Origin of the sequence: Streptomyces kunmingensis, assembly GCF_039533535.1 — a bacterium.
Classification (GTDB): Bacteria; Actinomycetota; Actinomycetes; order Streptomycetales; family Streptomycetaceae; genus Streptomyces; species Streptomyces kunmingensis.
The window spans coordinates 88,838-108,852 of the sequence record NZ_BAAATS010000006.1 but is presented as its reverse complement, the minus strand read 5'-3'; the positions used below and the strand labels follow the sequence as shown (position 1 = coordinate 108,852).

Genomic DNA, 20,015 nt, shown 5'->3' with positions numbered 1-20,015 from the left:
ACGCACAGGATGAGGGCACGTCGATGACGCAGACTCCCGAGGCGCCGGCCGGGCGCACCCGTCGCGGGGACCGGGCGGCGCGTGGCGACACGGGACGCCGTGCCACGCGGGGAAGACGCCGGCGACGGGGCAGGCTGCGGCTCGGCCTCGCCATAGCCCTGTCGTTCCTGGTCCTGACCACGGCCGGCGCGGGCTGGCTGTATCTGCGCCTCAGCGGCAACATCGACACGTTCTCGTCCGACGGCGTGGCCAGGAACCGGCCCGACGCCGAAGCGTCCAAGGGGGAGAACGTCCTGGTCATCGGCACGGACGCGCGCACCGGCGGCAACAGCGATCTCGGCGGCGGCGACAAGGACGACATCGGCCGTTCCGACACCGCCTTCCTGCTGCACATCTACGCCGACCACGAGCACGCGGTCGGGGTCTCCGTCCCCCGCGACACCCTGGTCACCATCCCGCCGTGCAAGCTGCCCGACGGTTCGTGGAGCCGCACCCGGACCAATGCGATGTTCAACTCGGCCTATTCGACGGGGGAGACGGCCGAGGGCAACCCGGCGTGCACCCAGAACACCGTGGAGAAACTGACCGGCCTGCGCGTCGACCACACGGTCGTCATCGACTTCAAGGGCTTCTCGCAACTCACCGACGTGGTCGGCGGCGTACGGGTCTGCCTGCCGCAGGACGTCTACCAGAACGATCTGAACCCGAACCGCGCGACCCGGGGCAAGGTCCTCTTCAAGAAGGGCGAGCAGACGGTCTCCGGACAGCGGGCCCTCGACTACGTCCGTATCCGGCACGGCATCGGCGACGGCTCCGACATCGGCCGCATCAAGCGCCAGCAGGCGTTCGTCTCCAGCCTCATCAGGAAGATCAAGGACGACGGGTTCACCCCCACCAAGCTGCTGCCGCTGGCCGACGCCGCCACCAAGTCGATGACGGTCGACCCCGGCCTCGGCTCGGCGGACAAGCTGCTGAAGTTCGCGATGACGCTGAAGGACGTGGACCTGCACAACACGAAGTTCGTCACCATCCCCTGGAAGTACGAGGGGGACCGCGTCGCCGTCGTGCAGCCGGACGCCGACGCGCTGTGGGCCGCGCTCAAGGACGACCGCACCCTCGACGGCAAGGACGCCGGAGCCAAGAACGGCGCGAAGACCACCTCCTCCCCGCCCGCCTCGCCTTCCGCCGAGGAGGAGTCCGAGGTGTCCGGCGCGGGCATCTCCGTAGCCGTCTACAACGGCACCACGACCAAGGGCCTGGCCTCCACCGCCGCAAAGGCGCTGACCGGCCACGACTTCACCGTCACCGGCACCGCCAACGCGGCCACGCAGGACCACGCCACGACCACCGTCGAGTACGGGCCGGGGCGGAAGGCCGACGCCGAGAAGGTCGCCCGCCTCTTCCCCGACGCCACCCCGCGGGCCACCGGCACCGCGGGCGTCGCCGTCGTCCTGGGGGAGGACTACACCGGTGCCGCACAGACGTCACCGGCTCCTACGTCCGTGCCCTCCGGCGTGGCCGACAGCGCGCGCTCGGCCGACGAGGACCTCTGCTCCAACCTGTCCTATGGCTGACCGGCTCTCACCAGGGGGCGGGCCAGGTCCCCGGACCGCCGCCGCGCCACTCGATCAGCGGTGACGACTCCACATCCGTCTCGTCCATCTCGAGTCCCGCGTGCCGCAGGAACTCGGCGACATCACGCAGGTCGTGGGCGAGACCGAGGATCTCGCCGGCCACCCGGACGCGGCGCCCGCCGGAGGGGGAGGGCTGGTAGACGATGATCGGTTTGCTCATGCCTCAACCGTCCGGCGTGCCCGCCCTCCGTGCATCCCGAGGGCGCCCGGGAGACGTCGCGAGAGGCCCCCGGGCCGGCACTTCGTAGGTCCGGGCGGTGCTGGGCGCTTCAGGTGACCCCCTGCGCGTGGCGTCACGCGTCCTGTCCGTGCCCTTTGAGGATGAGGCGCATCAGGTGCCGGCGGTCGGCCGCACAAGCCTCGAACGGGAGAGCGCCCGGTGACCGTTGCCCTCGTCCAGAACGATCCCGCGCCCGCACTCCCAAGACGGCGCCGGAGGCTCAGGACATCCGGTACCGCGACCGCCGTGGCGGTCCCCTCCGCGGTGATGACCGCGCTGGGGGCGTGGCGGCTCGACCGGGACGGGGTGTGGGGTGACGAGGGCGTCACGCTGCAGATGGCGCACCGCACGCTGCCGGAGATCGCCCACCTGGTGGCGCACATCGACGCGGTGCACGGCGTCTACTACGCGCTGATGCACTTCGTCCTCGCTCCCCACCCGGGCGAAGTGCTGCTGCGGCTGCCCTCCGTGTTCGGCGCGGCGCTGTCGGCCGGACTGGTGGGACTGCTCGGCGCGCGGCTGGCGCGGCCCCGGGTCGGACTGTGGGCGGGACTGCTGTACGCCGTGACGCCGTTCGTCGGCCGCTACGCGCAGGAGGGCCGCTCGTACGCGCTGGTGGCCGCCGGAGTCCTGGCGGCGACCGCCGTTCTGCTGAGCGCCGTCCGGGCGGGCACCCGTCAACGCTGGCTGCTGTACGCCCTGTTGGTCAGCGCCACGGCGTGGCTGCACGAGCTGTCGGTGCTCGTCCTGGCGGCGCACGCCTGCACACTGCTGTGCGCCCGGGCCTCCTGGGGCGTGTGGCGGGCCTGGCTGGCCGTGGCGGGCTGCGTCGTCCTGGCTCTGCTGCCGCTCGTCCAGCTCTCGCGCGGGCAGAGCGCCCAGGTCGCCTGGCTGGGGGAGCCCGGCCCGGATCAGGTGCGCGGCCTCGTGCACTCCTTCGCCGGCCCCGCCGACGGGGTGTGCGCCGTGGTGCTGACGCTCGTGGCGGTGGGGGCGTGCACGCGTCTTCCGCGCCGCGGGCCGGTGTCGTTGCGGGCGGTGGCGCTGCCGCTGGCGGTGGTGCCGCCCACCGTGCTGCTGGGCGTCTCGCAGTTCCAGCCGCTCTACTACGACCGCTACCTGCTGTACTGCCTGGCAGGTGTGCCGCTGCTCGCGGCGGCGGGCGCGGAACGGGTCGTGCGGCTCGTGCCCGGCGCGAGGGGCCCACGGGGTGCGGCGGCCCGCGTGCTTCTCGGGGCGGGCGGCGCGGCCCTGGTGGCGGTGGCGTTCGCCGCGCAGTTGCCGGAGCACCGGCACGAGCGCGGGCCCCGGGCGAGACCGGACGACCTGCGAGGCATCGCGGTGCTGGCCGCACGCGAGCTGAGGCCGGGGGACACGGTGCTGTTCCTCCCGTCACCGGGCGCCCGGCGCGCGGCCGCCGCCTACCCCGCCGACTTCGCGCGGGCCGACGACGTCGCCCTCGCGCGCAGCGGCCGGGAAGCGGGCGAACTGTACGACGCGGAGACCCCGCCGGCGACGCTGACGCACCGGTTGCGGACGGTGCGCCGGGTGTGGGTGGTGGTCGACTCCCGGGCCCTGCGGCCGGGCTGGACCCCGGCGGGCCGGACCGAGCGGGCCAAACTCGAAGTCCTGCGCCGGCACTTCGTCCCGCGCGAGGAGCACACGAGCCGCAGCGGCGTCCTACGGCTCTACGAGCGACGCCCCGCCCGCTGAAATCCTGTCGGCCCGCACGCGTCAGTGGGCGGACACGGCGCGCCGCACGCAGGCGCGGACTCGACCCGGCCGGACTCGATCCGGCCGGACTCGATCCGGCGGGTCTCGACCCGGCGGTCGGGAACGAGCGGCGGGCGCGTAAGGGCGGGTGTCGTGGGCAACCGTGGGGACATGACAGCAACGCTCGGTGGCTTTGTTCTCGGTACCCCCGACCCGCCCGCGCTGGCCGACTTCTACCGGGCTCTGCTGGGCTGGGAGGAAGCCGAACGCGACCCGGAGTGGGTGCGTCTGAACGCCCCGGGGCAGGAGCGGCCCAGTCTCGGCTTCCAGCTGGAGACCGACCACACGCCCCCGGTGTGGCCGCAGCGTCCGGGCAGCCAGCAGATGCAGGGGCACCTGGACCTCCAGGTCCTCGACCTGGAGGCGGAGACGGAGCGTGCCCGCGCCCTGGGCGCGACGCTGGAGGCACACCAGCCGCAGAAGGACGTACGCGTCATGCGGGACCCGCACGGTCACCCGTTCTGCCTGTTTCTGCCGGGTGCCTGAGGGGGCGTGACCCGTCCGGGGTCAGGGGATGGGTGGTGTTGACGCGCCGCGGACCGGCGAGGCGGCCTGCCGACGGCTCCGCGCTCAGGTGCGGTCGGCGCTCTGCCGCTCGTCACCGCGGCTCTGGACGGCGCGGTGTGCCTCGTCATGGGCGAGGAGGCCGAGGAGCGAGGCGACGGTCAGTCCGGCGTCGGCCTCGGCCGGGTGGCGCAAGGTTTTTCCTGGGGCGATTCGGTAGGTGTTCCCGCGTCCCTCACGGGTGTGAGAAAGGAAACTGCTCTCCTCCAGATCCGAGATGATCTTCTGGACGGCCCGCTCGGTGAGCCTGCAGTGCGCGGCGATGTCACGGATCCGCGCGTTCTGATTGTCGGCGATGGCGGCGAGCACCCGTGCGTGATTGGTGATGAACGTCCATCCAGCATGCGGTTCCGGCACTCCATCCATGACCGCATCGTAGGCCCGAGGGTTCACGTCTTGAAACCCCTGAACTTCATTTCCGGTATCGCTTGACGTAGGTTGCCGCGTGGCGGGAATCTGAAACAGGACCGCCAGGCTGCACGAGGGAGACGGCCATGCCACAGTCTGCACAGTCCGGGACCGGGTCTGCGGCCACCTGCGCCGAACCGGCCGCCCCTGCTGGCACCCACCGGCTGACCGGGCTGACGCTCTTCACCCACTGGGACGGGGAGCGGATGATTGTCAGTGTGCGCGGCGATCTCCACCTGGACGAGGACCAGCGGCTCAACGACGCCCTGCGCCCGCTCCTCCTCGCCTCGGACGGCAGCATCGACCTGGACATGAGCGAGGTCGAGCTCTGCGGCTGCGCCGCGGTGAACATCCTGCTGGGGGTCGACCCGCTGGCCGCGGCGGCGGGCGCCGATCCGGCGGACGAGCCGGGCGCGGACCTGGGCCGTGAGGTCGCGCAGCTGCGGCGGGCGATGCAGAGCCGCGGCACCATCGACATGGCCCGGGGCGTGCTCGTGGCGGCCTTCGGTATCGACCCCAAGGACGCCTGGGAGGCGCTGGTCGACACGTCCCAGCGCACCAACATCAAGCTGCACCGGGTGGCGCAGCACCTGGTGGACTCCACCACGGGGGCCGCTCCGCTCCCCAAGACGGTGCAGAGCCAGCTGTCCGCCGTGATCGCCCGGCTCGCCGACCGGAGCCGCTCGGAGGGCCCGGTGGACTCGGTGGATCCGGTGGATCCGCTGACCCCGGTCGACGGCCACGACTGGAACTGGGACGAGACCGGCGCACCGACGACCTAGAGCGCCAAAGCGCCAAAGCGCCAAAGCGCCAAAGCGCCAAACCGCCAAAGCGCCAAACCGCCAGAGCGCCATAGCATCAGAGCGCCAGAGCATCAGCTTCGCGAGACAAGAGAGAGGCCCCCTCCTGTCCAGCCACACATCCGGTGCGTATGCGCCGAGTCCCCACCAGGCCGTCGCGTACCTGGTCGCCACCTACGCCGAGCTGGTGGACACCGGCGACTTCGCCGGGCTCGGCCGCCTCCTCGCGGACGCCCGTTTCACCGGCAGCGGCGGCACCGTCACGGGAGCCGCGGCCATCGAGCAGATGTTCCGTGCCACCCTCGTCCTGTATCCCGACGGCACGCCCCGCACCCACCACGTCGTCAGCAACCTGATCGTCGACGCCGACGAGCAGGCCGGCACGGCCACCTCACGCTCGTACGTCACGGTGTTCCAGGCGGTGGAGGGTCTGCCGTTGCAAGCCGTCGCCGCGGGCCGCTACCACGACCGGTTCGCCCGACGGGACGGCGCGTGGCGCTTCACCGGGCGAACGGTCCGCATCCACCTCGTCGGCGACACGAGCCACCACCTCCGCTGACGGGCGACGGGTGACGCGTGGCGGGCGACAACCGGCGGGCGGCGACCGGCGGACGGCCGACGACGGACCCAGCCGGCCGGGCCCCCGACCAGGGACGCTGCTGCCTCGCGTCCGGCATGCCGCCTGTACGCTGCGGTCATGCAGTCGGCAGCCCCTTCGGATTCGTCCCGCCCAGGCCATGTCGCGGAGTCCGGACGGCGCGGGCTCCTGACGGAACGTATCGCGCGTCAGCTCGAACACGGCATCCGGTCCGGAGAGATCGCGGTCGGATCGAAGCTTCCCTCGGAACGTGAACTCGCCGAGCAGTTCGGGGCGAGCCGCAACGTCGTACGGGAGGTGCTGCGCCGACTCGAGGCCCAGCATCTGATCGAGGTCGAGCCGGGACGCGGCTCCTTCGTGCGGGAGCCGTCGTCGGGGCAGGCACGCGGGTACGACGCCCTGTACCGGGCGGGACGGCCGACGGTGCGTCAGCTCATCGAGGCGCGGATCCCGTTGGAGATAGAGACGGTCAGGCTCGCGACCGAGCGGGCCACGCAGGAGGACCTCGCGGTGCTGCGGTCCGCCAGGGACGCCATGGAGTCGGCGTCCGACGTGGTGGTCAAGGCGCGGGCGGACATGGAGTTCCACGACGCGATCGCGGTGGCGAGCAAGAACCCGGTGCTGCGCATCATGCTGTCGTCGATCAGCGGAATGATGTTCGAGATGATGCTGCGCTCGAACTCGGATCCGTCCATCGGCGAGCCGGGAGTGCCGCACCACCCGGAGATCTTCGAGGCCATCGAGGCCCGCGACGTGGAGCTCGCCTGCGCGCGGATGCGGGAGCACCTGCGGCTCGGCCTGCGCACCTACGGCGCCGATCTCGACCTCCAGGTCGACGTCATGGCGCGCAACCACATCGAGACCCTGCTCGCGCCCTCCGGGGAGTAGCCCCGCGGGCTCAGCGGCGACCCGTAGCCCGACCGAGACCCCGGAAGGGCTGTTCAGCGTGGTGATCTCTTGTTACCGTCACACTGGTCCAACTGGTACTACCAGTTGGACCAGACGAGCCGAACCCCCACAGAACTGAGAGGCGAGGACAACGATGTCCACGAGCAGCCCGCTCCTGAGCCGCCGCTCCTTCGGCAGAATCGCCGCGGGAATCGCGGGAGCAGCCGGCACGGGAGCACTCGCGGCCTGTTCGGCCCGCGGCGGGACGCCGTCGGCCGACACACCCCTGCGGATCATGGCGATCAACCACGTCTGGTCGCAGGCGGTACGGCGGCGGAAGAAGGAGTTCGAGGAGCGGATCGGGCGGCGCGTCTCGATGACGCTGCTCACCGCCGACCAGCTCACCAGCAGCTACAACGTCAAGCTGAACGCGAGCGGTACCGACGTGGACGTCATGATGGTCCGCGCCTTGCAGGACCAGCTCGTCTTCTCGCACAACAGCTGGCTCGCCGATCTCACCGACCGGGTCGAGGGCGACGCGCACTTCGACTGGCAGGACTTCCAGAAAGCCCCGCGCGACGCGTCGGTGACGGCCGGTCAGGTTTTGAGCGTGCCCGTGGTGACCGAACGCCCCGTCCTGTACTACCGCAGGGACCTGGTCGAGTCCATCGGCGGCCCGCCGCGCACGCTGGAGGCGCTGATGGCCGGCGCCGACGAACTCGCCGCGCGCAAGAAGGGGTTCTACGGATACGTCGGCCGGGGCCAGCGCAACGGCGCCGTCTCCCAGTGGTCGAGCTTCCTGTACTCGCACGGCGGGGACTTCGTGGTCCGGGGAAAGTCCGGCATCGGCAGCGCCGAGGCGCTGGCCGCCTACGAGTACTACGGCAAGCTGCTGGCGCGGACCGGCCCGCCCGGGGCGACGAACATGAGCCTCGAACAGGCCATGCCGATCTTCGCCCAGGGCAAGGCGGCCTTCTACATCGACGCCGACGCCATCTACAGCAGCTTCCTCGACCCGAAGATATCGACGGTGCGCGAGAGCGTGGGCTTCGCGCCCTTCCCGGCCGGACCGGCGGGCGCCGTGCCGCACAACATCGCGTCCTGGAGCCTCGGCATCAGCACGTTCTCCCGACTGCGCGACGACGCCTGGGAGTTCATCAAGTGGGCGGCGGGGCCCGAGATGTCCACCACCCTGCAGTCCGAGGGCATCCCCGGCGCCCGCGCCTCGGTGTGGGCCGACCCGAAGACGCTCGCCGCCTTCCCCGCGGACCTCGCCGAGGCCATGCGCGTCAACGCGGCCCGGGGGCGCGGCTACGACCGGCCCCGCGTGCTCCAGGTGGGCCGGGCCCGGGACATCGTCGGCCGACCGCTGGTCGCCGGCATCCTCGGCCAGTCCGTACCGCCCGTGGCCCGGGACGCGGACGCGGAGTTCGCCGATTTCCTCGTCCGCGACAACCGCCACAAGGAGTCCTGATGCCGGCCACCGAGGTCTCCACGGCACGTACAACTCCCGCCGTCGGCACGCCGGTTGGGGCGCCCCGCCCCGACCGCCCGCCGCGCACCTTCGAGCAGGCCAACCGGCGGCTGAAGTGGGCCATGCTGGCGCCCGCCCTGCTCTTCGTCGGCCTGATGATCGTCTTCCCGCTCGTCTTCACCCTGGACCTCAGCCTGACCGACGCGTTCGGCGCGGTGAACGCCGACTCCGCACACATCGGGCTGCGCAATTTCACCGACGCGCTGGGCGACTCCCGCAGGTTCTGGCCCGCGGCCCGCCGCACGCTGGTCTTCACCGTGGGCGCGGTGGTCCTGGAGACGCTGCTCGGTCTCGCCCTGGCGATGCTCATGCGCAAGCCGTTCCGCGCCATGCGCTGGGTCCGCACCATCCTGATCATTCCGCTGCTCACCACACCGGTCGCCATCGGCATCCTGTGGCTGCTGATCCTCGACCCGACGAACGGCATCGCCAACCACCTGCTCAGCTCGGTGGGCCTGCCTCCGCAGGAGTTCCTCGGCTCGGTCAGCCAGTCCCTGCCGACCCTGATGCTCATCGACGTCTGGCAGTGGACGCCGATGATGACGCTGCTGCTGCTCGCCGGCCTCACCACGCTGCCCGAGGAGCCGGAGGAGGCCGCGCTCGTCGACGGCGCGAGCAGCTGGCAGCGGTTCCGGTACGTGATCCTGCCCATGCTCGGCCCGACCCTGGCCACCGCGCTCGTCCTGCGCGCCGTCGACGGCCTCAAGACCTTCGACATCCTGTACGCCACCAAGGGCCCGGGCGGCGGCTCGGACTTCGAGGTCGAGACGCTCAACGTCTACGCCTACGGGCTCACCTTCGACTACCAGGAGTACGGGCTCGCCGCCGCCGTCCTGGTCCTGTTCACGCTGTTCATCATCGGTGTCGTGGTGCTGCTGCGCCGCCGCGGCGGAAGGAAGCACGCATGAGCGCCACCGTCACCGAAGCCCGGCCGACAGGTGCCCGACGGGCGCGCGGACGCCAGTACCTGGGGTGGCTGCGAGGTATCGCCATCGCCGTCGTGACCCTGGTCTTCGCCCTGCCCGTCCTCTGGATGTTCGCCGCCGCGTTCAAGACGAACGTGCAGGTGACCGATCCGACCGTGGGCCTGTGGTTCCGCCCCACCCTCGACAACTTCCGCAGCGTCCTCGAAGCGGGCCAGATCCTGCGCTCGATGGGCAACTCCCTGCTCGTCGGCGTCGTGTCCACCGTGCTCTCGGCCGTCATCGCCGTGCCGGCCGCCTGGGCCGTCGGCCGCTTCGGGATGCGCCGCACCGGCTCCGTCATCCTCATCGCGCGGATCGTCCCGGCGATCTCGCTGCTCGTGCCCTGGTACTACCTGTTCGCGCGGATGGGCCTGGTCGGCTCCTACACCGTGCTGATCCTCAGCCACATGTTCGTCTCCGTGCCGCTCATCATGTGGATCATGATCAGCTTCTTCGCGGGGCTGCCCGTCGAACTGGAAGAAGCGGCACGCACCGACGGCCTCAGCGCCTTCGGCGCCTTCTGGCGCATCACGCTCCCGCTCGCCGCGCCCGGCACCGCGACGGCCTCGCTCCTCGCCTTCGTCTTCAGCTGGAACAACTTCATGTTCGCGCTGGTCTTCGCCGACGACCGCACCCAGACCGTGCCAGTCACCCTCTTCAACTTCATCTCCTACGCGAGCACCGACTGGGGCGGTCTGATGGCCGCCGCCACCCTCATCACCGTGCCCGTCGTCCTGGCCGCCGTCCTCGGACAGAAGTACCTGGTGGCCGGGTTGACCGCGGGCGCCTCCAAGGGCTGAACCGACTGAACCGACCCCGTCCGACCCGTAGCCGTACCCGTACCCGTATCCGGAACCGAAAGAGAACCAGCATGAAGATCGTCGACGCGAAGGTCGTCGTCACCAGCCCCGGCCGCAACTTCGTCACCCTGAAGCTGACGACCGACGACGGGCTGACCGGCCTCGGCGACGCCACGCTCAACGGGCGGGAACTGGCCGTCGTCAGCTACCTCACCGACCACGTCGCCCCCCTCCTCGTCGGCCTCGACCCGCATCGCATCGAGGACACCTGGCAGTACCTCTACCGCGGCGCCTACTGGCGGCGCGGACCGGTGACGATGGCCGCGATCGCCGCCGTGGACGTGGCCCTGTGGGACATCAAGGCCAAGGCCGCCGGGCTGCCGCTCTACCAGCTCCTCGGCGGCGCGAGCCGCGAACGCGTGCGCACCTACGGCCACGCCAACGGCCGTGACCTGCCCGAACTCCTCGACTCGGTCCGCGCCCGCCTCGCCGAGGGCTACCACGCCGTCCGCATCCAGTCCGGCATCCCCGGCCTGAAGGCCGTCTACGGAGTGCACAGCACGGACGACGCCGGCGCACCCGTCCTGCACCAGCAGGCCCGCCCCCTCGTCGAGGACTGGGACACCGACGCCTACCTGCGCCACACCCCGGCCGTCTTCGACGCCGTCCGCGCCGAGTTCGGCCCCGAACTGCCCCTGCTCCACGACGCCCACCACCGCCTCTCCCCGATCCAGGCGGCCCGCCTCGCCAAGGACCTGGAGCCGTACCGCCCCTTCTGGCTGGAGGACTGCACCCCGGCCGAGAACCAGGAAGCGCTGCGCCTCGTGCGCCGCCACAGCACCACGCCGCTCGCCATCGGCGAGGTCTTCAACACGGTGTACGACTACCAGACACTGATCACCGAGCAGCTGATCGACTACGTGCGCTCCGCGGTCACCCACTTCGGCGGCGTCACACCCCTGCGCAAGCTCCTCGACTTCGCCGACCAGTACCAGATCAAGAGCGCCGTGCACGGGCCGGAGGACATCTCGCCCGTCGGCATGGCGGCAGCGGTCCATCTCGACCTGGCCGTCCACAACTTCGGCATCCAGGAGTACTCGGGCCACACCCCGCTCACCGACGAGGTGTTCCGGCACGCCTACACCTTCACCGACGGCCACCTGCACCCCGGTGAAGCCCCGGGCATCGGTGTGGAGCTGGACGAGGAACTGGCCGCGGCACACCCGTACGAGGCCGCGTACCTCCCGGTCAACCGCCTCCAGGACGGCAGCGTCCACGACTGGTGACCCGGACAGGTCCTACGGGCGCCGCTACGGGACCGGCGCGAGTGCGGGCCCGCGGGTGAGCGGGCCGTCACGGTGCCCCACTCATGTGGGTTCAGCCGGGGTCCTGGACAGGCAGTTCGAGGCGCAGGCTAAAGCCCCCGTCGGGTGTCGCGGCGGCGCTCAGGGTCCCGCCGAGGAGCTCGGCACGCTGGCGCAGACCGATGAGGCCGTAGTGGGCGCCGGGCAGGACGAGGGCGGGCCGGGTGCGGGCCGTGTTGGTGACCGTCGTGCGCAGCGTGCCGCCCGTGTGGTGGACGCCGATGGTGGCGGTGGCGCCCGGGGCGTGTTTGCGTACGTTGGTGAGGGCTTCCTGGACGGTCCGGTAGACGGCGCGCTGGACGGCCGCGGGCAGGTCGGCGGGCAGGTCCGTGTGCAGTTCGACCTCGATGCCGCTGCTGTCGACCAGCCGCGGGAGGTCGGTGAGCGAGGGCTGCGGGGTCAGCTCCACGGGGTCGGACCCCGAGGCGCGCAGGACGCCCACCATGTGCCGCAGCTCGTCCAGCGTCTGCACGCCGAGCCGCCGGATCGTGGCCGCGGCCTCCTTCGTCTCCGGGTCACGGTTGCCGATCTGGAGCGCTCCGGCGCGCACCGCGATCAGGCTGACCTGATGGGAAATCACATCGTGCATCTCACGGGCGAGCCGCGCGCGTTCCTGTGCCTGCGCGCTGTCGGACAGCAACTGCCGCTCGCTCTCCCGCGCCTTCGAGATCTCGGCGATGCGCACCGTCAACTCCCGCCGCGCCTGCACGAGTTGTCCGAGGAAGACCGGCGCGGCAGCCGTCGCCAGGCTGTAGGTGACCGTGATCAGGTTCCCGGAGTCGGTCAGATCGGCGAACTCCGGTCCGGGCCACGACCAGGAGGCGGTGTCACCGGTCACGAACGCGGCGGCGCAGACGACCAGCAGCGAGCGGCGCCGGGTCAGGGAGGAGAGCGTGTACAGGGCGGCGAGCGTCGCGAAGACCGCGTCCGTGACGAAGGCGGCGGGCAGGGCCAACACGTAGGTGAGGAGCGGCAGTCGGCGGCGCAACGTCAGACTGATGGCAGCCAGCAGGGCACAAGCCGCGGCCGCCCGGTCGTCGGGGTCGACATGGACCCAGGCGTCCAGCAGGGCGGCGACGATGGCCGCCGCGTCGAGCAGAAGGGCCGGTACGCGGCGGCGCTTCATCGGCGCTCCGGGGCTCGGTCCGCCTTGAGCAGCCCGGCGCGCTCGGCGAGCAGGGCCGCCTGGAGTCGCGTGCCGACCTCCAGCTTCGCGAGGAGGGCGCTGACATGGTCCTTGACCGTCGCGGGGCTGAGATGCATGCGCGCGGCGATCCCGGTGTTGGGCAGCCCTTCGGCGACGAGAAGCAGCACGGTCCGCTCGCGGGCGGTGAGCCGGGCGACGATGCGGCCGGCCGCGCTCGAGGGCCCCTTGTCCAGGAAGCCGTCCACGATGGGGCGGATGACCTTCGACGCCAGCGCGATGCCGCCGTCGGCCAAATCGCGTACAAGATGCGGGAGTTGCTCAGGATCGGTGTCCTTCAGGAGGAAACCGGCGGCTCCGCACCGCAACGCGGCCGTGACGTACTCATCCATGTCGAAGGTCGTCAGCATGGCGACCACGGGAGGGTGCGGCAGACGTCGTAGGTCGGCCAGTACGGTCAGCCCGTCCACGTCCGGCATGCGGATGTCGAGGAGCACGACATCGGGTCGCAGCTCCCGGACCGCGCCGACCGCCCGGCCGCCCGGAACGGCGTCCACCACCTCGATGTCGTGGGCGGCGCCGAGGATGTGCTGGAAACCCGAACGGATCAACGCCTCGTCGTCGACCACCAGAACCCGGATCACAAGTGCCCCGCTCGCAGTCGAACCACGGTTACCTCTCCGACGATAGGCGCCGCCGTCCGGTTCCGGGGCGCGACGGTGGTCTCCGACCGGCCGGGCGGACCCCGCCGGTCGGCGGGGGTGACTACGGCCGACTGCCGGATGGGCCCGCGTGCCGCACCGCTCCGACGATGAACCCCATGACGCAACACGCACCGATGGCGCGGCCCAGCTCGTCCCGCGAGCCGGGCCGCGACCTACCCGACCCCCTCGATCCGAGGCCGTCGCCGGCCCGCCTCATCGGCATCGACCTGGCCCGCGGATGCGCGGTCCTCGGCATGTACGCCGTGCACGTCGGCCCGGACCCGGAGGCGGGCGGGCCGCTGGGGTTCCTCATGGAGCTGGCGGCAGGCCGTTCCTCCGCCCTCTTCGCCGTGCTCGCCGGTTTCACGCTCGTGATCATCACAGGACGTCCGCGTCCGCGGACCGGCCGTGCGGGACGCCGGGCCGTGGCCAGGGTCGTCATCCGCTCCGTCGTGCTGGTCGTCCTGGGCCTCGCCCTGACCGCCCTGGACACGGACGTCAACGTCATCCTCGCCTTCTACGGGCTCGCCTTCCTCATCGTCCTGCCGCTGTACCGGTTGAGTGCGACACGGCTCGCGGTCGTCGCCGCGGCGTCCGCGCTGCTCCTGCCCCAACTGCTGTACGTCATACGCCGGTCGATCGACAACGGGAGCTGGGCGGAGACCGTCATCGGCGGGGACCCGCTGGCCCGGATCAGCGGTACCGACGGCTTCGTCGAGCTGCTGTTCACCGGTAACTACCCGGTGCTGACCTGGATGCCCTTCATGATCGCGGGTATGGCGGTGGCCCGGCTCGACCTCCGCGACGCCAGGATCCGTACCCGGCTCGCCCTGGCCGGCGGCGCCCTGTGCCTCCTCGGTTACGGCGGCTCGTGGCTCGCCCTGCGTCTCGTCCCCTCCGCCCTCGGCAGCATCGCGGCCGCCACCCATCACCCCGTGGTCGGCTCGGCCTGGTGGTCCGACCGGGTCGTCGACCTCCCGGACCGGGCCCCGGCAGCCTGGCTGCTGGTCGCCGCGCCGCACAGCGAGACGACGTTCTCCATCCTCGGCAACACGGGCGTGGCGCTCGTGGTGATGGCCGTGTGCCTCATGGTCGCCGACCGCATGCCGCGCCTCACCCGCCTGGCCGCACCCGTCGCGGCGATCGGGACGGTCGCGCTGACCGCCTATGTGCTGCAGATCCTCGCCATCGGCGCCGTGCCCCTGTCGGACGGGACCGGCTCCGCCCTGCTCGCGCTGCTCGTCTTCACCGCGGCCGCGGCACTACTGGCCACGCTGTGGACCCGCCGCTTCCGCCGCGGCCCCCTGGAACACCTGCTCCACCGCATCACGGGCCTCGGCCGCCACATCAAGTGACCCACCGGACCCCCCGACCGTCTGCCGCGCGCGACACCGACCCAGGCACACCCCCCGTCTGGGAACGGATCGCGCGCGGTAGGCATGCTGCGTGCAGACTTTTCTCCCGTACCCCGATTTCACGCAGTCCGCCGCGGTCCTCGACCAGCCACGCCTGGGCAAACAGCGGGTCGAGGCGCTCCAGGTGCTGCGCGGTCTGACCGTGCCCGACTACGGCTGGCGCCATCATCCCGCGGTCCGTATGTGGATCGGCTACGAGGAGGCCCTGGTCCGCTACGGCCTCGACATGTGCGCCGTATGGGTGGCGGAGGGGCGCGCAGACACTTGCGCCACCACGCTCGTCACCGACTTCACCCGGCACCGGCCCGGCGCCCCGGTGCGCGCCCAGGAGCAGCTCGCCGACGACGGTGAGCTGCCGCCCTGGCTCGGGGACCCGGCCTTCCACCGCAGCCATCAGTCGGCACTGGTGCGCAAGGCACCGGAGTTCTACGCCACGTTCTTCCCGGATGTCCCCGACGATCTCCCTTATTTCTGGCCGGCCTCCGACCGGGCCGCTTCATAGGGCACACCCCGGCTGTTCCGAGGTTTCACGTCCGATTCACGCCGAGCTTGTGGAAAGCGCTTTCCCATGCGCTGTGGATGCGATGGGATTCCTTCATGCACCAATCGGTTCCCGACCACCTGGACCACCGCTACCGCGGTGAGCATCCGATCCGTACCCTCGGCCATCTCCTCCGCCCCGACCGCCGCCGGCTCTTCCTCGCCACGCTGCTCTTCGTCGTCAAACACAGCCCGATCTGGCTGCTGCCGGTCATCACCGCCACCGTCCTCGACGTGGTCGTCCAGCACGGCTCGCAGGCCGACCTGTGGCGCGCCACGGGCCTTCTCCTGTTCATCCTCGTGATCAACTACCCGCTGCACCAGTGGTACGTGCGCCTCCTCGGCGGCAGCATCCGCCGCATGGGCACGACCCTGCGCTCGGCGCTCTGCCGCCGCATGCAACAGCTGTCCATCGGCTACCACGCCCGCGTCAGTTCCAGCGTCCTCCAGGCGAAGGTCGTCCGGGACGTGGAGGCGGTGGAACAGATGGTGCAGCAGAGCTCCGACATGGGCCTGGGCGCCGTGACCACGCTCATCGGCGGCCTCGTCATGATCGGCTTCCGGACGCCGGAGTTCCTGCCGGTGTTCCTGGTCGTCGTGCCCGCCGCGGGCTTCCTGGTGATGCGGCTGCGCGGTCAACTTCGCACGCACAACGAGGACTTCCGCCGCGAGGTCGAGCAACTCTCCTCGCGGGTGGGCGAGATGACCACCCTCATCCCCATCACCCGCGCCCACGGCCTGGAACGCACCGCGCTCGGCCGCGTCGACGGCTCCCTGCGCCAGGTCTTCGCGGCAGGGCTGCGCCTCGACACCATGAACGGCCGCTTCAACTCGGCCGCCTGGGTCCTCCTCAACATCCTCGGCGTCTGCTGCCTGACCGGCTCGGCGCTGGTCGCCTACCACGGCTGGCTGGGCGTCTCGGCCGGCGACGTCGTCATGCTCAGCGCCTTCTTCACCGTCCTGACCGGCTCGGTGACGACACTGCTCGGGCTAGCCCCCGTCATCAGCAAGGGGCTCGAATCGGTGCGCTCCGCGGGCGAGGTGCTGCAAGCGCCCGACCTGGAGAGCAACGCGGGCAAGGCGTCGGTGGAGCGCGTCACGGGCCGGATCGACTTCGAACGGGTCGGATTCTCCTACGAGAGTGACGAGACCGGCGAGGGCGGGGGAGTGGCGGTCGACGGCTTCACGCTCTCCGCGCGACCCGGCGAGACCGTCGCCCTGGTCGGGGCGTCCGGCGCCGGGAAGTCGACGGTGCTGAACCTGCTGATCGGCTTCATCCGGCCGACCGCGGGCCGGATCCTGCTCGACGGCGTCGACATGGCCACCCTCGACCTGCGCAGCTACCGCCGCTTCCTGTCGGTGGTGCCGCAGGAGTCGATCCTTTTCGAGGGCAGCATCCGCTCCAACGTGACGTACGGTCTGGGCTCCACCGACGAGGAGACGCTGCTACGGGCGCTGCGCGACGCCAACGCCCTGGAGTTCGTACGACGCCTGCCGGACGGTCTGGACACGGTGGTAGGCGAGCGCGGCGCCCGGCTCTCCGGCGGCCAGAAGCAGCGGCTCGCCATCGCCCGTGCCCTGATCCGCGACCCGCGCGTGCTGGTCCTGGACGAGGCGACGTCGGCGCTCGACAACCGCTCCGAGGCTCTGGTGCAGGAGGCGCTGGCCCGGCTGGTGCACGGCCGGACCGTGTTCGTGGTCGCGCACCGGCTCTCCACGATCCAGGGCGCCGACCGCATCGTGGTGATGGCGGACGGCCGGATCGCGGAGACCGGCACGCACACGGAACTCCTCGCCCGAGGTGGCGTCTACGCGGGGCTGCAACCCGCCGCGACGGGCTGAGAACGGGCGGCGGCCGGGGCGGCTACGCGGCGTCCGCGAGGGCGGCGCGGTCCTGGCCGGCCGCCTTCTCCTCCCCGGAGGGCGCCGCCACCGGGTCGGTAACCGGAGGCACCGGCTCGGCGACCGGGCGCAGGCGCGTGATAAGCGCGGTGCTCCCGCTCAGGAGCGCCTCCGCCACGCGCTGGGCGTCCTCGACGTCCCTCGTGCCGGTCAGCACGCACAGCGTGTAGGCGCTGTCCTCGCGTGCGCGGACTGTGCCGTCCGTCGAGCGGCGCTCGTCGCGGCTCACGGCGTCGGCGTGACGTACCAGCGCCTGACGCAGGTCGGAAGCCGTGGGAAGCAGCGCGGTCATGTTCTGGTTCTCCTTCACCGATCCGTCCGGTTTCTAAGGTCCCGGAGCCCTTCTGCCTACGGTTTGCCCGCTCACGGTGGCCTGTACCAGGACTTTGGACCTTTTTTGCATATGCCAGAAAAGTCCGCCCATGGACGGACGGGACATCAGCGGACGGCCGGGCGCCACTCGAACATGACGATCGTCGCGTCGTCGCGCAGCCGGTTGTCCTGGGCGTCGACGAGGGCGTGGATGAGGCGGCGCAACGTCTCCGGGGCCAGTTCACCGGCGGCGGTGGCGCGGATGACGTAGTCGGCGAACCGGTCGAGGCCGAGCTCGCCGCCGTTCTGGGTCCGGGCCTCCGTGACGCCGTCGGTGTACATCAGGACCCGGTCGCCCGGCTCCAGGTTCATCTCGTGCACCCGGCGCGGAGTGGAGGAGAAAGCGGCCGGCAGCCCCAGAGGCGGGTCGGCGGCCCGGTCCATCGCACCGGCGACCAGGCGCTCGTCGCGGATGAGGAGCGGCGCGGGATGACCGCAGTTGACCCAGCGCAGGCCGCCCGTGGCGAGATCCAGCTGGGTGAGGATCGCGGTGCAGAACTGGTCGGGCAGCCACTGCGCCAGGGCGGCGTCCACGGATTCCACCAGGTCGGGCAGGTCGGACCCGGTGCGCCGCGCGTTGCGGCAGGCGGCCAGCGACACCACCGACGTCAGCCCCGACGCCAGGTTGTGTCCCATGGCGTCCAGGACCGCCGCATGCAGCGTCGTCTCGGTCAGGGCGTGATCGAAGGCGTCGCCGCCGACCTCGTAGGCCGGTTCCATGACGGCTGTCGAGACGGCGTCGGTCGTACCGATCGTGCGGGGCGGCAAGTAGGCGCGCAGCATCTCGGCGGGCAGTTGCATGGGCCGGGTGCGGGCCCGGCGGACATAGGTGTCCTTGTACGCCCGCTTCGAGGTCACCATCATGGCGCACAGGTGGGCGAGCGTCCGGCCGCGCCGCAAGGAGAGCGGGTCGAGAGCGGGCGACCGCACGGCGAGGACCCCGAGCCGCTCCGCACCGTCCACCATCGGCAGCCACGCGGTCAGCCCGCCCATGTCGGACTCCTCCACGCGCAGGGACTCCGTGCGGTACGTCCAGCCGGCGAGCGAGTCGTCGATGGGCAGCGTCGGCGCGACCTCGTTCAGCGGGGCCAGCTGGCGTTGCTGCAGATCGGCGAGGTAGACGACAGCGCCCTGCAGCCCCAGCGCCTTCGCGCAGCACGCCACCGAGGTGGTCAGGTCCAGCGGTGAGTTACGAGGGTCGGCCAGGAACTCGCCGAGGACACCGTCCGCGTTGTCGGGTGCCGTCACTTCATCACTCCTTCGGGCCGCACGGACGGCTGCCCGGGCAGTCTCGCACCGCGCCACGCGGGCCGCCTCCGGAGACGGCCCGCCGCCGGGACCGCTGCCGCCGGGCAGGTGTGGAGCCGCGGTTCGCGGGACACCCGGTCACTTGCGTTCGCGCAGGTCGGCCGCGACCAGCAGGCTTGGTCGTATGCGGCTCCGGGCAGCGCGGAGCAGGCCGGAGAGTGGACCGGAGAAAGGAAGAGCACCGATGGGCGACACCCCGCAGGACCCCACGACGAAGCATCCGCAGCCGGACTTCGCCCAGCAGGACCAACAACCGCCGGGCTGGAGCGGCCCCATGGACCCGCCGCCCGACCACGGCGAGGACTCCTACCGGGGGAGCGGCCTGCTGCGGGACCGGGCGGCCGTCGTGACCGGCGGCGACTCCGGCATCGGCCGGGCCGTCGCGCTGGCCTACGCCCGCGAGGGCGCGGACGTGCTCTTCACCCACCTGCCCGAGGAGGCGCAGGACGCCGCGGAGACGACCCGCCTGGTCGAGGAAGCGGGCCGCCGCGCCGTGGCCGTGCCCTGCGACATCCGGGAGGAGGAACAGTGCCGCCGGCTGATCGAGCGGGCCGTCACCGAGTTCGGCCGGATCGACGTGCTCGTCAACAACGCGGCGTACCAGATGTCCCAGCCCAAGGGCATCGAGTCCATCTCCACGGAGCAGTTCGACCGCGTCGTGCACACGAACCTGTACGGCATGTTCTGGCTGTGCAAGATGGCCGTGCCGCACATTCCGTCCGGGGGCTCCATCATCAACACCACCTCCGTACAGGCCTACAAGCCGAGCCCCCATCTGCTCGACTACGCCATGACCAAGGGCGCCATCGTCACGTTCACCCAGGGACTCGCCCAGATGCTGGTCGAGCAGGGCATCCGGGTCAACGCCGTCGCCCCCGGACCGGTGTGGACCCCGCTGATCCCGGCGACGCTCCCGGACACCCAGGAGTTCGGCATGCAGGCCCCGATGGGCCGCCCCGCCCAGCCCGCCGAGATGGCACCCGCCTACGTGTTCCTCGCCTCGGAGCACGCGAGTTTCATCACCGCGGAGATCATGAACGCCACCGGAGGCACACCGCTCCCGTGAGCCGGCCGTGGGCGCG

General features: G+C 71.3%; 20 protein-coding genes. 14 read left to right on the top strand and 6 right to left on the bottom strand.

What is annotated here, in order from left to right; all coding sequences use genetic code 11:
* Positions 1-23: 23 nt before the first annotated feature.
* Positions 24-1,574 (top strand): LCP family protein, encoded by a 1,551-nt coding sequence (locus ABD366_RS08835; RefSeq protein WP_324770475.1) that lies wholly within the window; start codon positions 24-26, stop codon positions 1,572-1,574.
* A 7-nt stretch (positions 1,575-1,581) separates the two neighbouring features.
* On the opposite strand, the gene ABD366_RS08830 is transcribed toward ABD366_RS08835, so the two are convergent.
* The gene (locus ABD366_RS08830) at positions 1,582-1,794 is read right to left on the bottom strand and encodes a hypothetical protein (protein ID WP_324770476.1); all 213 of its coding nucleotides are present in this window, start codon (positions 1,792-1,794) and stop codon (positions 1,582-1,584) included.
* Between the two features lie 306 nt (positions 1,795-2,100).
* Between ABD366_RS08830 and ABD366_RS08825 the strand changes: the two genes are divergently transcribed.
* Both ABD366_RS08825 and ABD366_RS08820 read left to right on the top strand, forming a co-directional pair.
* Complete coding sequence (locus ABD366_RS08825; RefSeq protein ID WP_344441418.1) at positions 2,101-3,567, top strand: glycosyltransferase family 39 protein; 1,467 nt, start codon at positions 2,101-2,103, stop codon at positions 3,565-3,567.
* A gap of 171 nt (positions 3,568-3,738) precedes the next feature.
* Positions 3,739-4,113, top strand: a complete 375-nt coding sequence (locus ABD366_RS08820; RefSeq protein WP_324768809.1) for a VOC family protein — start codon at positions 3,739-3,741, stop codon at positions 4,111-4,113.
* An 84-nt stretch (positions 4,114-4,197) separates the two neighbouring features.
* Here ABD366_RS08820 and ABD366_RS08815 read toward each other — a convergent pair whose 3' ends face one another.
* Complete coding sequence (locus ABD366_RS08815; RefSeq protein WP_324768810.1) at positions 4,198-4,557, bottom strand: helix-turn-helix domain-containing protein; 360 nt, start codon at positions 4,555-4,557, stop codon at positions 4,198-4,200.
* 128 nt (positions 4,558-4,685) lie between these two features.
* Between ABD366_RS08815 and ABD366_RS08810 the strand changes: the two genes are divergently transcribed.
* The 7 genes from ABD366_RS08810 (at position 4,686) to manD (ending at position 11,470) form a co-directional block, all read left to right on the top strand.
* Positions 4,686-5,381 (top strand): ANTAR domain-containing protein, encoded by a 696-nt coding sequence (locus ABD366_RS08810; protein ID WP_324768812.1) that lies wholly within the window; start codon positions 4,686-4,688, stop codon positions 5,379-5,381.
* A 70-nt stretch (positions 5,382-5,451) separates the two neighbouring features.
* On the top strand, positions 5,452-5,958 hold the full coding sequence (locus ABD366_RS08805) for a nuclear transport factor 2 family protein (RefSeq protein ID WP_425576952.1): 507 nt from the start codon (positions 5,452-5,454) through the stop codon (positions 5,956-5,958).
* 138 nt (positions 5,959-6,096) lie between these two features.
* A complete protein-coding gene (locus ABD366_RS08800; RefSeq protein WP_324768813.1) occupies positions 6,097-6,885 on the top strand; it encodes a FadR/GntR family transcriptional regulator in 789 nt (262 codons plus the stop codon).
* A 154-nt stretch (positions 6,886-7,039) separates the two neighbouring features.
* Positions 7,040-8,359, top strand: coding sequence for an ABC transporter substrate-binding protein (locus ABD366_RS08795; protein ID WP_324768814.1), 1,320 nt, complete (start codon positions 7,040-7,042; stop codon positions 8,357-8,359).
* On the top strand, positions 8,359-9,327 hold the full coding sequence (locus ABD366_RS08790; RefSeq protein ID WP_324768815.1) for a carbohydrate ABC transporter permease: 969 nt from the start codon (positions 8,359-8,361) through the stop codon (positions 9,325-9,327). Before ABD366_RS08795 ends, ABD366_RS08790 begins: the two co-directional genes overlap by 1 nt.
* The gene (locus ABD366_RS08785) at positions 9,324-10,184 is read left to right on the top strand and encodes a carbohydrate ABC transporter permease (protein ID WP_324768816.1); all 861 of its coding nucleotides are present in this window, start codon (positions 9,324-9,326) and stop codon (positions 10,182-10,184) included. Before ABD366_RS08790 ends, ABD366_RS08785 begins: the two co-directional genes overlap by 4 nt.
* 71 nt (positions 10,185-10,255) lie before the next feature.
* A complete protein-coding gene (manD, locus tag ABD366_RS08780) occupies positions 10,256-11,470 on the top strand; it encodes a D-mannonate dehydratase ManD (RefSeq protein WP_324768817.1) in 1,215 nt (404 codons plus the stop codon).
* Between the two features lie 91 nt (positions 11,471-11,561).
* Here manD and ABD366_RS08775 read toward each other — a convergent pair whose 3' ends face one another.
* Positions 11,562-12,674, bottom strand: coding sequence for a sensor histidine kinase (locus ABD366_RS08775; RefSeq protein ID WP_324768819.1), 1,113 nt, complete (start codon positions 12,672-12,674; stop codon positions 11,562-11,564).
* Positions 12,671-13,336 carry a response regulator transcription factor gene (locus ABD366_RS08770; protein WP_324768820.1) on the bottom strand — a complete coding sequence of 222 codons (666 nt, stop codon included), beginning with the start codon at positions 13,334-13,336 and terminating at the stop codon, positions 12,671-12,673. Before ABD366_RS08770 ends, ABD366_RS08775 begins: the two co-directional genes overlap by 4 nt.
* Positions 13,337-13,512: 176 nt before the next feature.
* Here ABD366_RS08770 and ABD366_RS08765 point away from each other — a divergent pair, with 176 nt between their 5' ends.
* The 3 genes from ABD366_RS08765 (at position 13,513) to ABD366_RS08755 (ending at position 17,193) form a co-directional block, all read left to right on the top strand.
* Positions 13,513-14,751 (top strand): DUF418 domain-containing protein, encoded by a 1,239-nt coding sequence (locus ABD366_RS08765; RefSeq protein ID WP_324768821.1) that lies wholly within the window; start codon positions 13,513-13,515, stop codon positions 14,749-14,751.
* A gap of 91 nt (positions 14,752-14,842) precedes the next feature.
* Entirely contained in the window at positions 14,843-15,313 is a 471-nt protein-coding gene (locus ABD366_RS08760; RefSeq protein ID WP_324768822.1) for an MSMEG_6728 family protein, read from the top strand.
* Positions 15,314-15,408: 95 nt separating this feature from the next.
* Positions 15,409-17,193 carry an ABC transporter ATP-binding protein gene (locus ABD366_RS08755; RefSeq protein ID WP_324768823.1) on the top strand — a complete coding sequence of 595 codons (1,785 nt, stop codon included), beginning with the start codon at positions 15,409-15,411 and terminating at the stop codon, positions 17,191-17,193.
* A 22-nt stretch (positions 17,194-17,215) separates the two neighbouring features.
* Here the strand turns inward: ABD366_RS08755 and ABD366_RS08750 are convergent, their stop codons facing one another.
* Both ABD366_RS08750 and ABD366_RS08745 read right to left on the bottom strand, forming a co-directional pair.
* Positions 17,216-17,545 (bottom strand): DUF5133 domain-containing protein, encoded by a 330-nt coding sequence (locus ABD366_RS08750; RefSeq protein ID WP_324768824.1) that lies wholly within the window; start codon positions 17,543-17,545, stop codon positions 17,216-17,218.
* A 146-nt stretch (positions 17,546-17,691) separates the two neighbouring features.
* Positions 17,692-18,873, bottom strand: a complete 1,182-nt coding sequence (locus ABD366_RS08745; RefSeq protein ID WP_324768825.1) for a PP2C family protein-serine/threonine phosphatase — start codon at positions 18,871-18,873, stop codon at positions 17,692-17,694.
* A 244-nt stretch (positions 18,874-19,117) separates the two neighbouring features.
* Here ABD366_RS08745 and ABD366_RS08740 point away from each other — a divergent pair, with 244 nt between their 5' ends.
* Positions 19,118-19,999, top strand: a complete 882-nt coding sequence (locus tag ABD366_RS08740) for an SDR family oxidoreductase (RefSeq protein WP_324768826.1) — start codon at positions 19,118-19,120, stop codon at positions 19,997-19,999.
* Positions 20,000-20,015 lie beyond the last annotated feature (16 nt).

What these genes read in the sequence shown, in the direction of transcription:
- ABD366_RS08835 (WP_324770475.1), top strand. Translation starts at nt 24, where the DNA reads ATGACGCAGACTCCCGAGGCGCCGGCCGGGCGCACCCGTCGCGGGGAC.
- ABD366_RS08830 (WP_324770476.1), bottom strand. Translation starts at nt 1,794, where the DNA reads ATGAGCAAACCGATCATCGTCTACCAGCCCTCCCCCTCCGGCGGGCGC.
- ABD366_RS08820 (WP_324768809.1), top strand. Translation starts at nt 3,739, where the DNA reads ATGACAGCAACGCTCGGTGGCTTTGTTCTCGGTACCCCCGACCCGCCC.
- ABD366_RS08815 (WP_324768810.1), bottom strand. Translation starts at nt 4,557, where the DNA reads ATGGATGGAGTGCCGGAACCGCATGCTGGATGGACGTTCATCACCAAT.
- ABD366_RS08810 (WP_324768812.1), top strand. Translation starts at nt 4,686, where the DNA reads ATGCCACAGTCTGCACAGTCCGGGACCGGGTCTGCGGCCACCTGCGCC.
- ABD366_RS08800 (WP_324768813.1), top strand. Translation starts at nt 6,097, where the DNA reads ATGCAGTCGGCAGCCCCTTCGGATTCGTCCCGCCCAGGCCATGTCGCG.
- ABD366_RS08795 (WP_324768814.1), top strand. Translation starts at nt 7,040, where the DNA reads ATGTCCACGAGCAGCCCGCTCCTGAGCCGCCGCTCCTTCGGCAGAATC.
- ABD366_RS08790 (WP_324768815.1), top strand. Translation starts at nt 8,359, where the DNA reads ATGCCGGCCACCGAGGTCTCCACGGCACGTACAACTCCCGCCGTCGGC.
- ABD366_RS08785 (WP_324768816.1), top strand. Translation starts at nt 9,324, where the DNA reads ATGAGCGCCACCGTCACCGAAGCCCGGCCGACAGGTGCCCGACGGGCG.
- manD (WP_324768817.1), top strand. Translation starts at nt 10,256, where the DNA reads ATGAAGATCGTCGACGCGAAGGTCGTCGTCACCAGCCCCGGCCGCAAC.
- ABD366_RS08775 (WP_324768819.1), bottom strand. Translation starts at nt 12,674, where the DNA reads ATGAAGCGCCGCCGCGTACCGGCCCTTCTGCTCGACGCGGCGGCCATC.
- ABD366_RS08765 (WP_324768821.1), top strand. Translation starts at nt 13,513, where the DNA reads ATGACGCAACACGCACCGATGGCGCGGCCCAGCTCGTCCCGCGAGCCG.
- ABD366_RS08755 (WP_324768823.1), top strand. Translation starts at nt 15,409, where the DNA reads ATGCACCAATCGGTTCCCGACCACCTGGACCACCGCTACCGCGGTGAG.
- ABD366_RS08750 (WP_324768824.1), bottom strand. Translation starts at nt 17,545, where the DNA reads ATGACCGCGCTGCTTCCCACGGCTTCCGACCTGCGTCAGGCGCTGGTA.
- ABD366_RS08740 (WP_324768826.1), top strand. Translation starts at nt 19,118, where the DNA reads ATGGGCGACACCCCGCAGGACCCCACGACGAAGCATCCGCAGCCGGAC.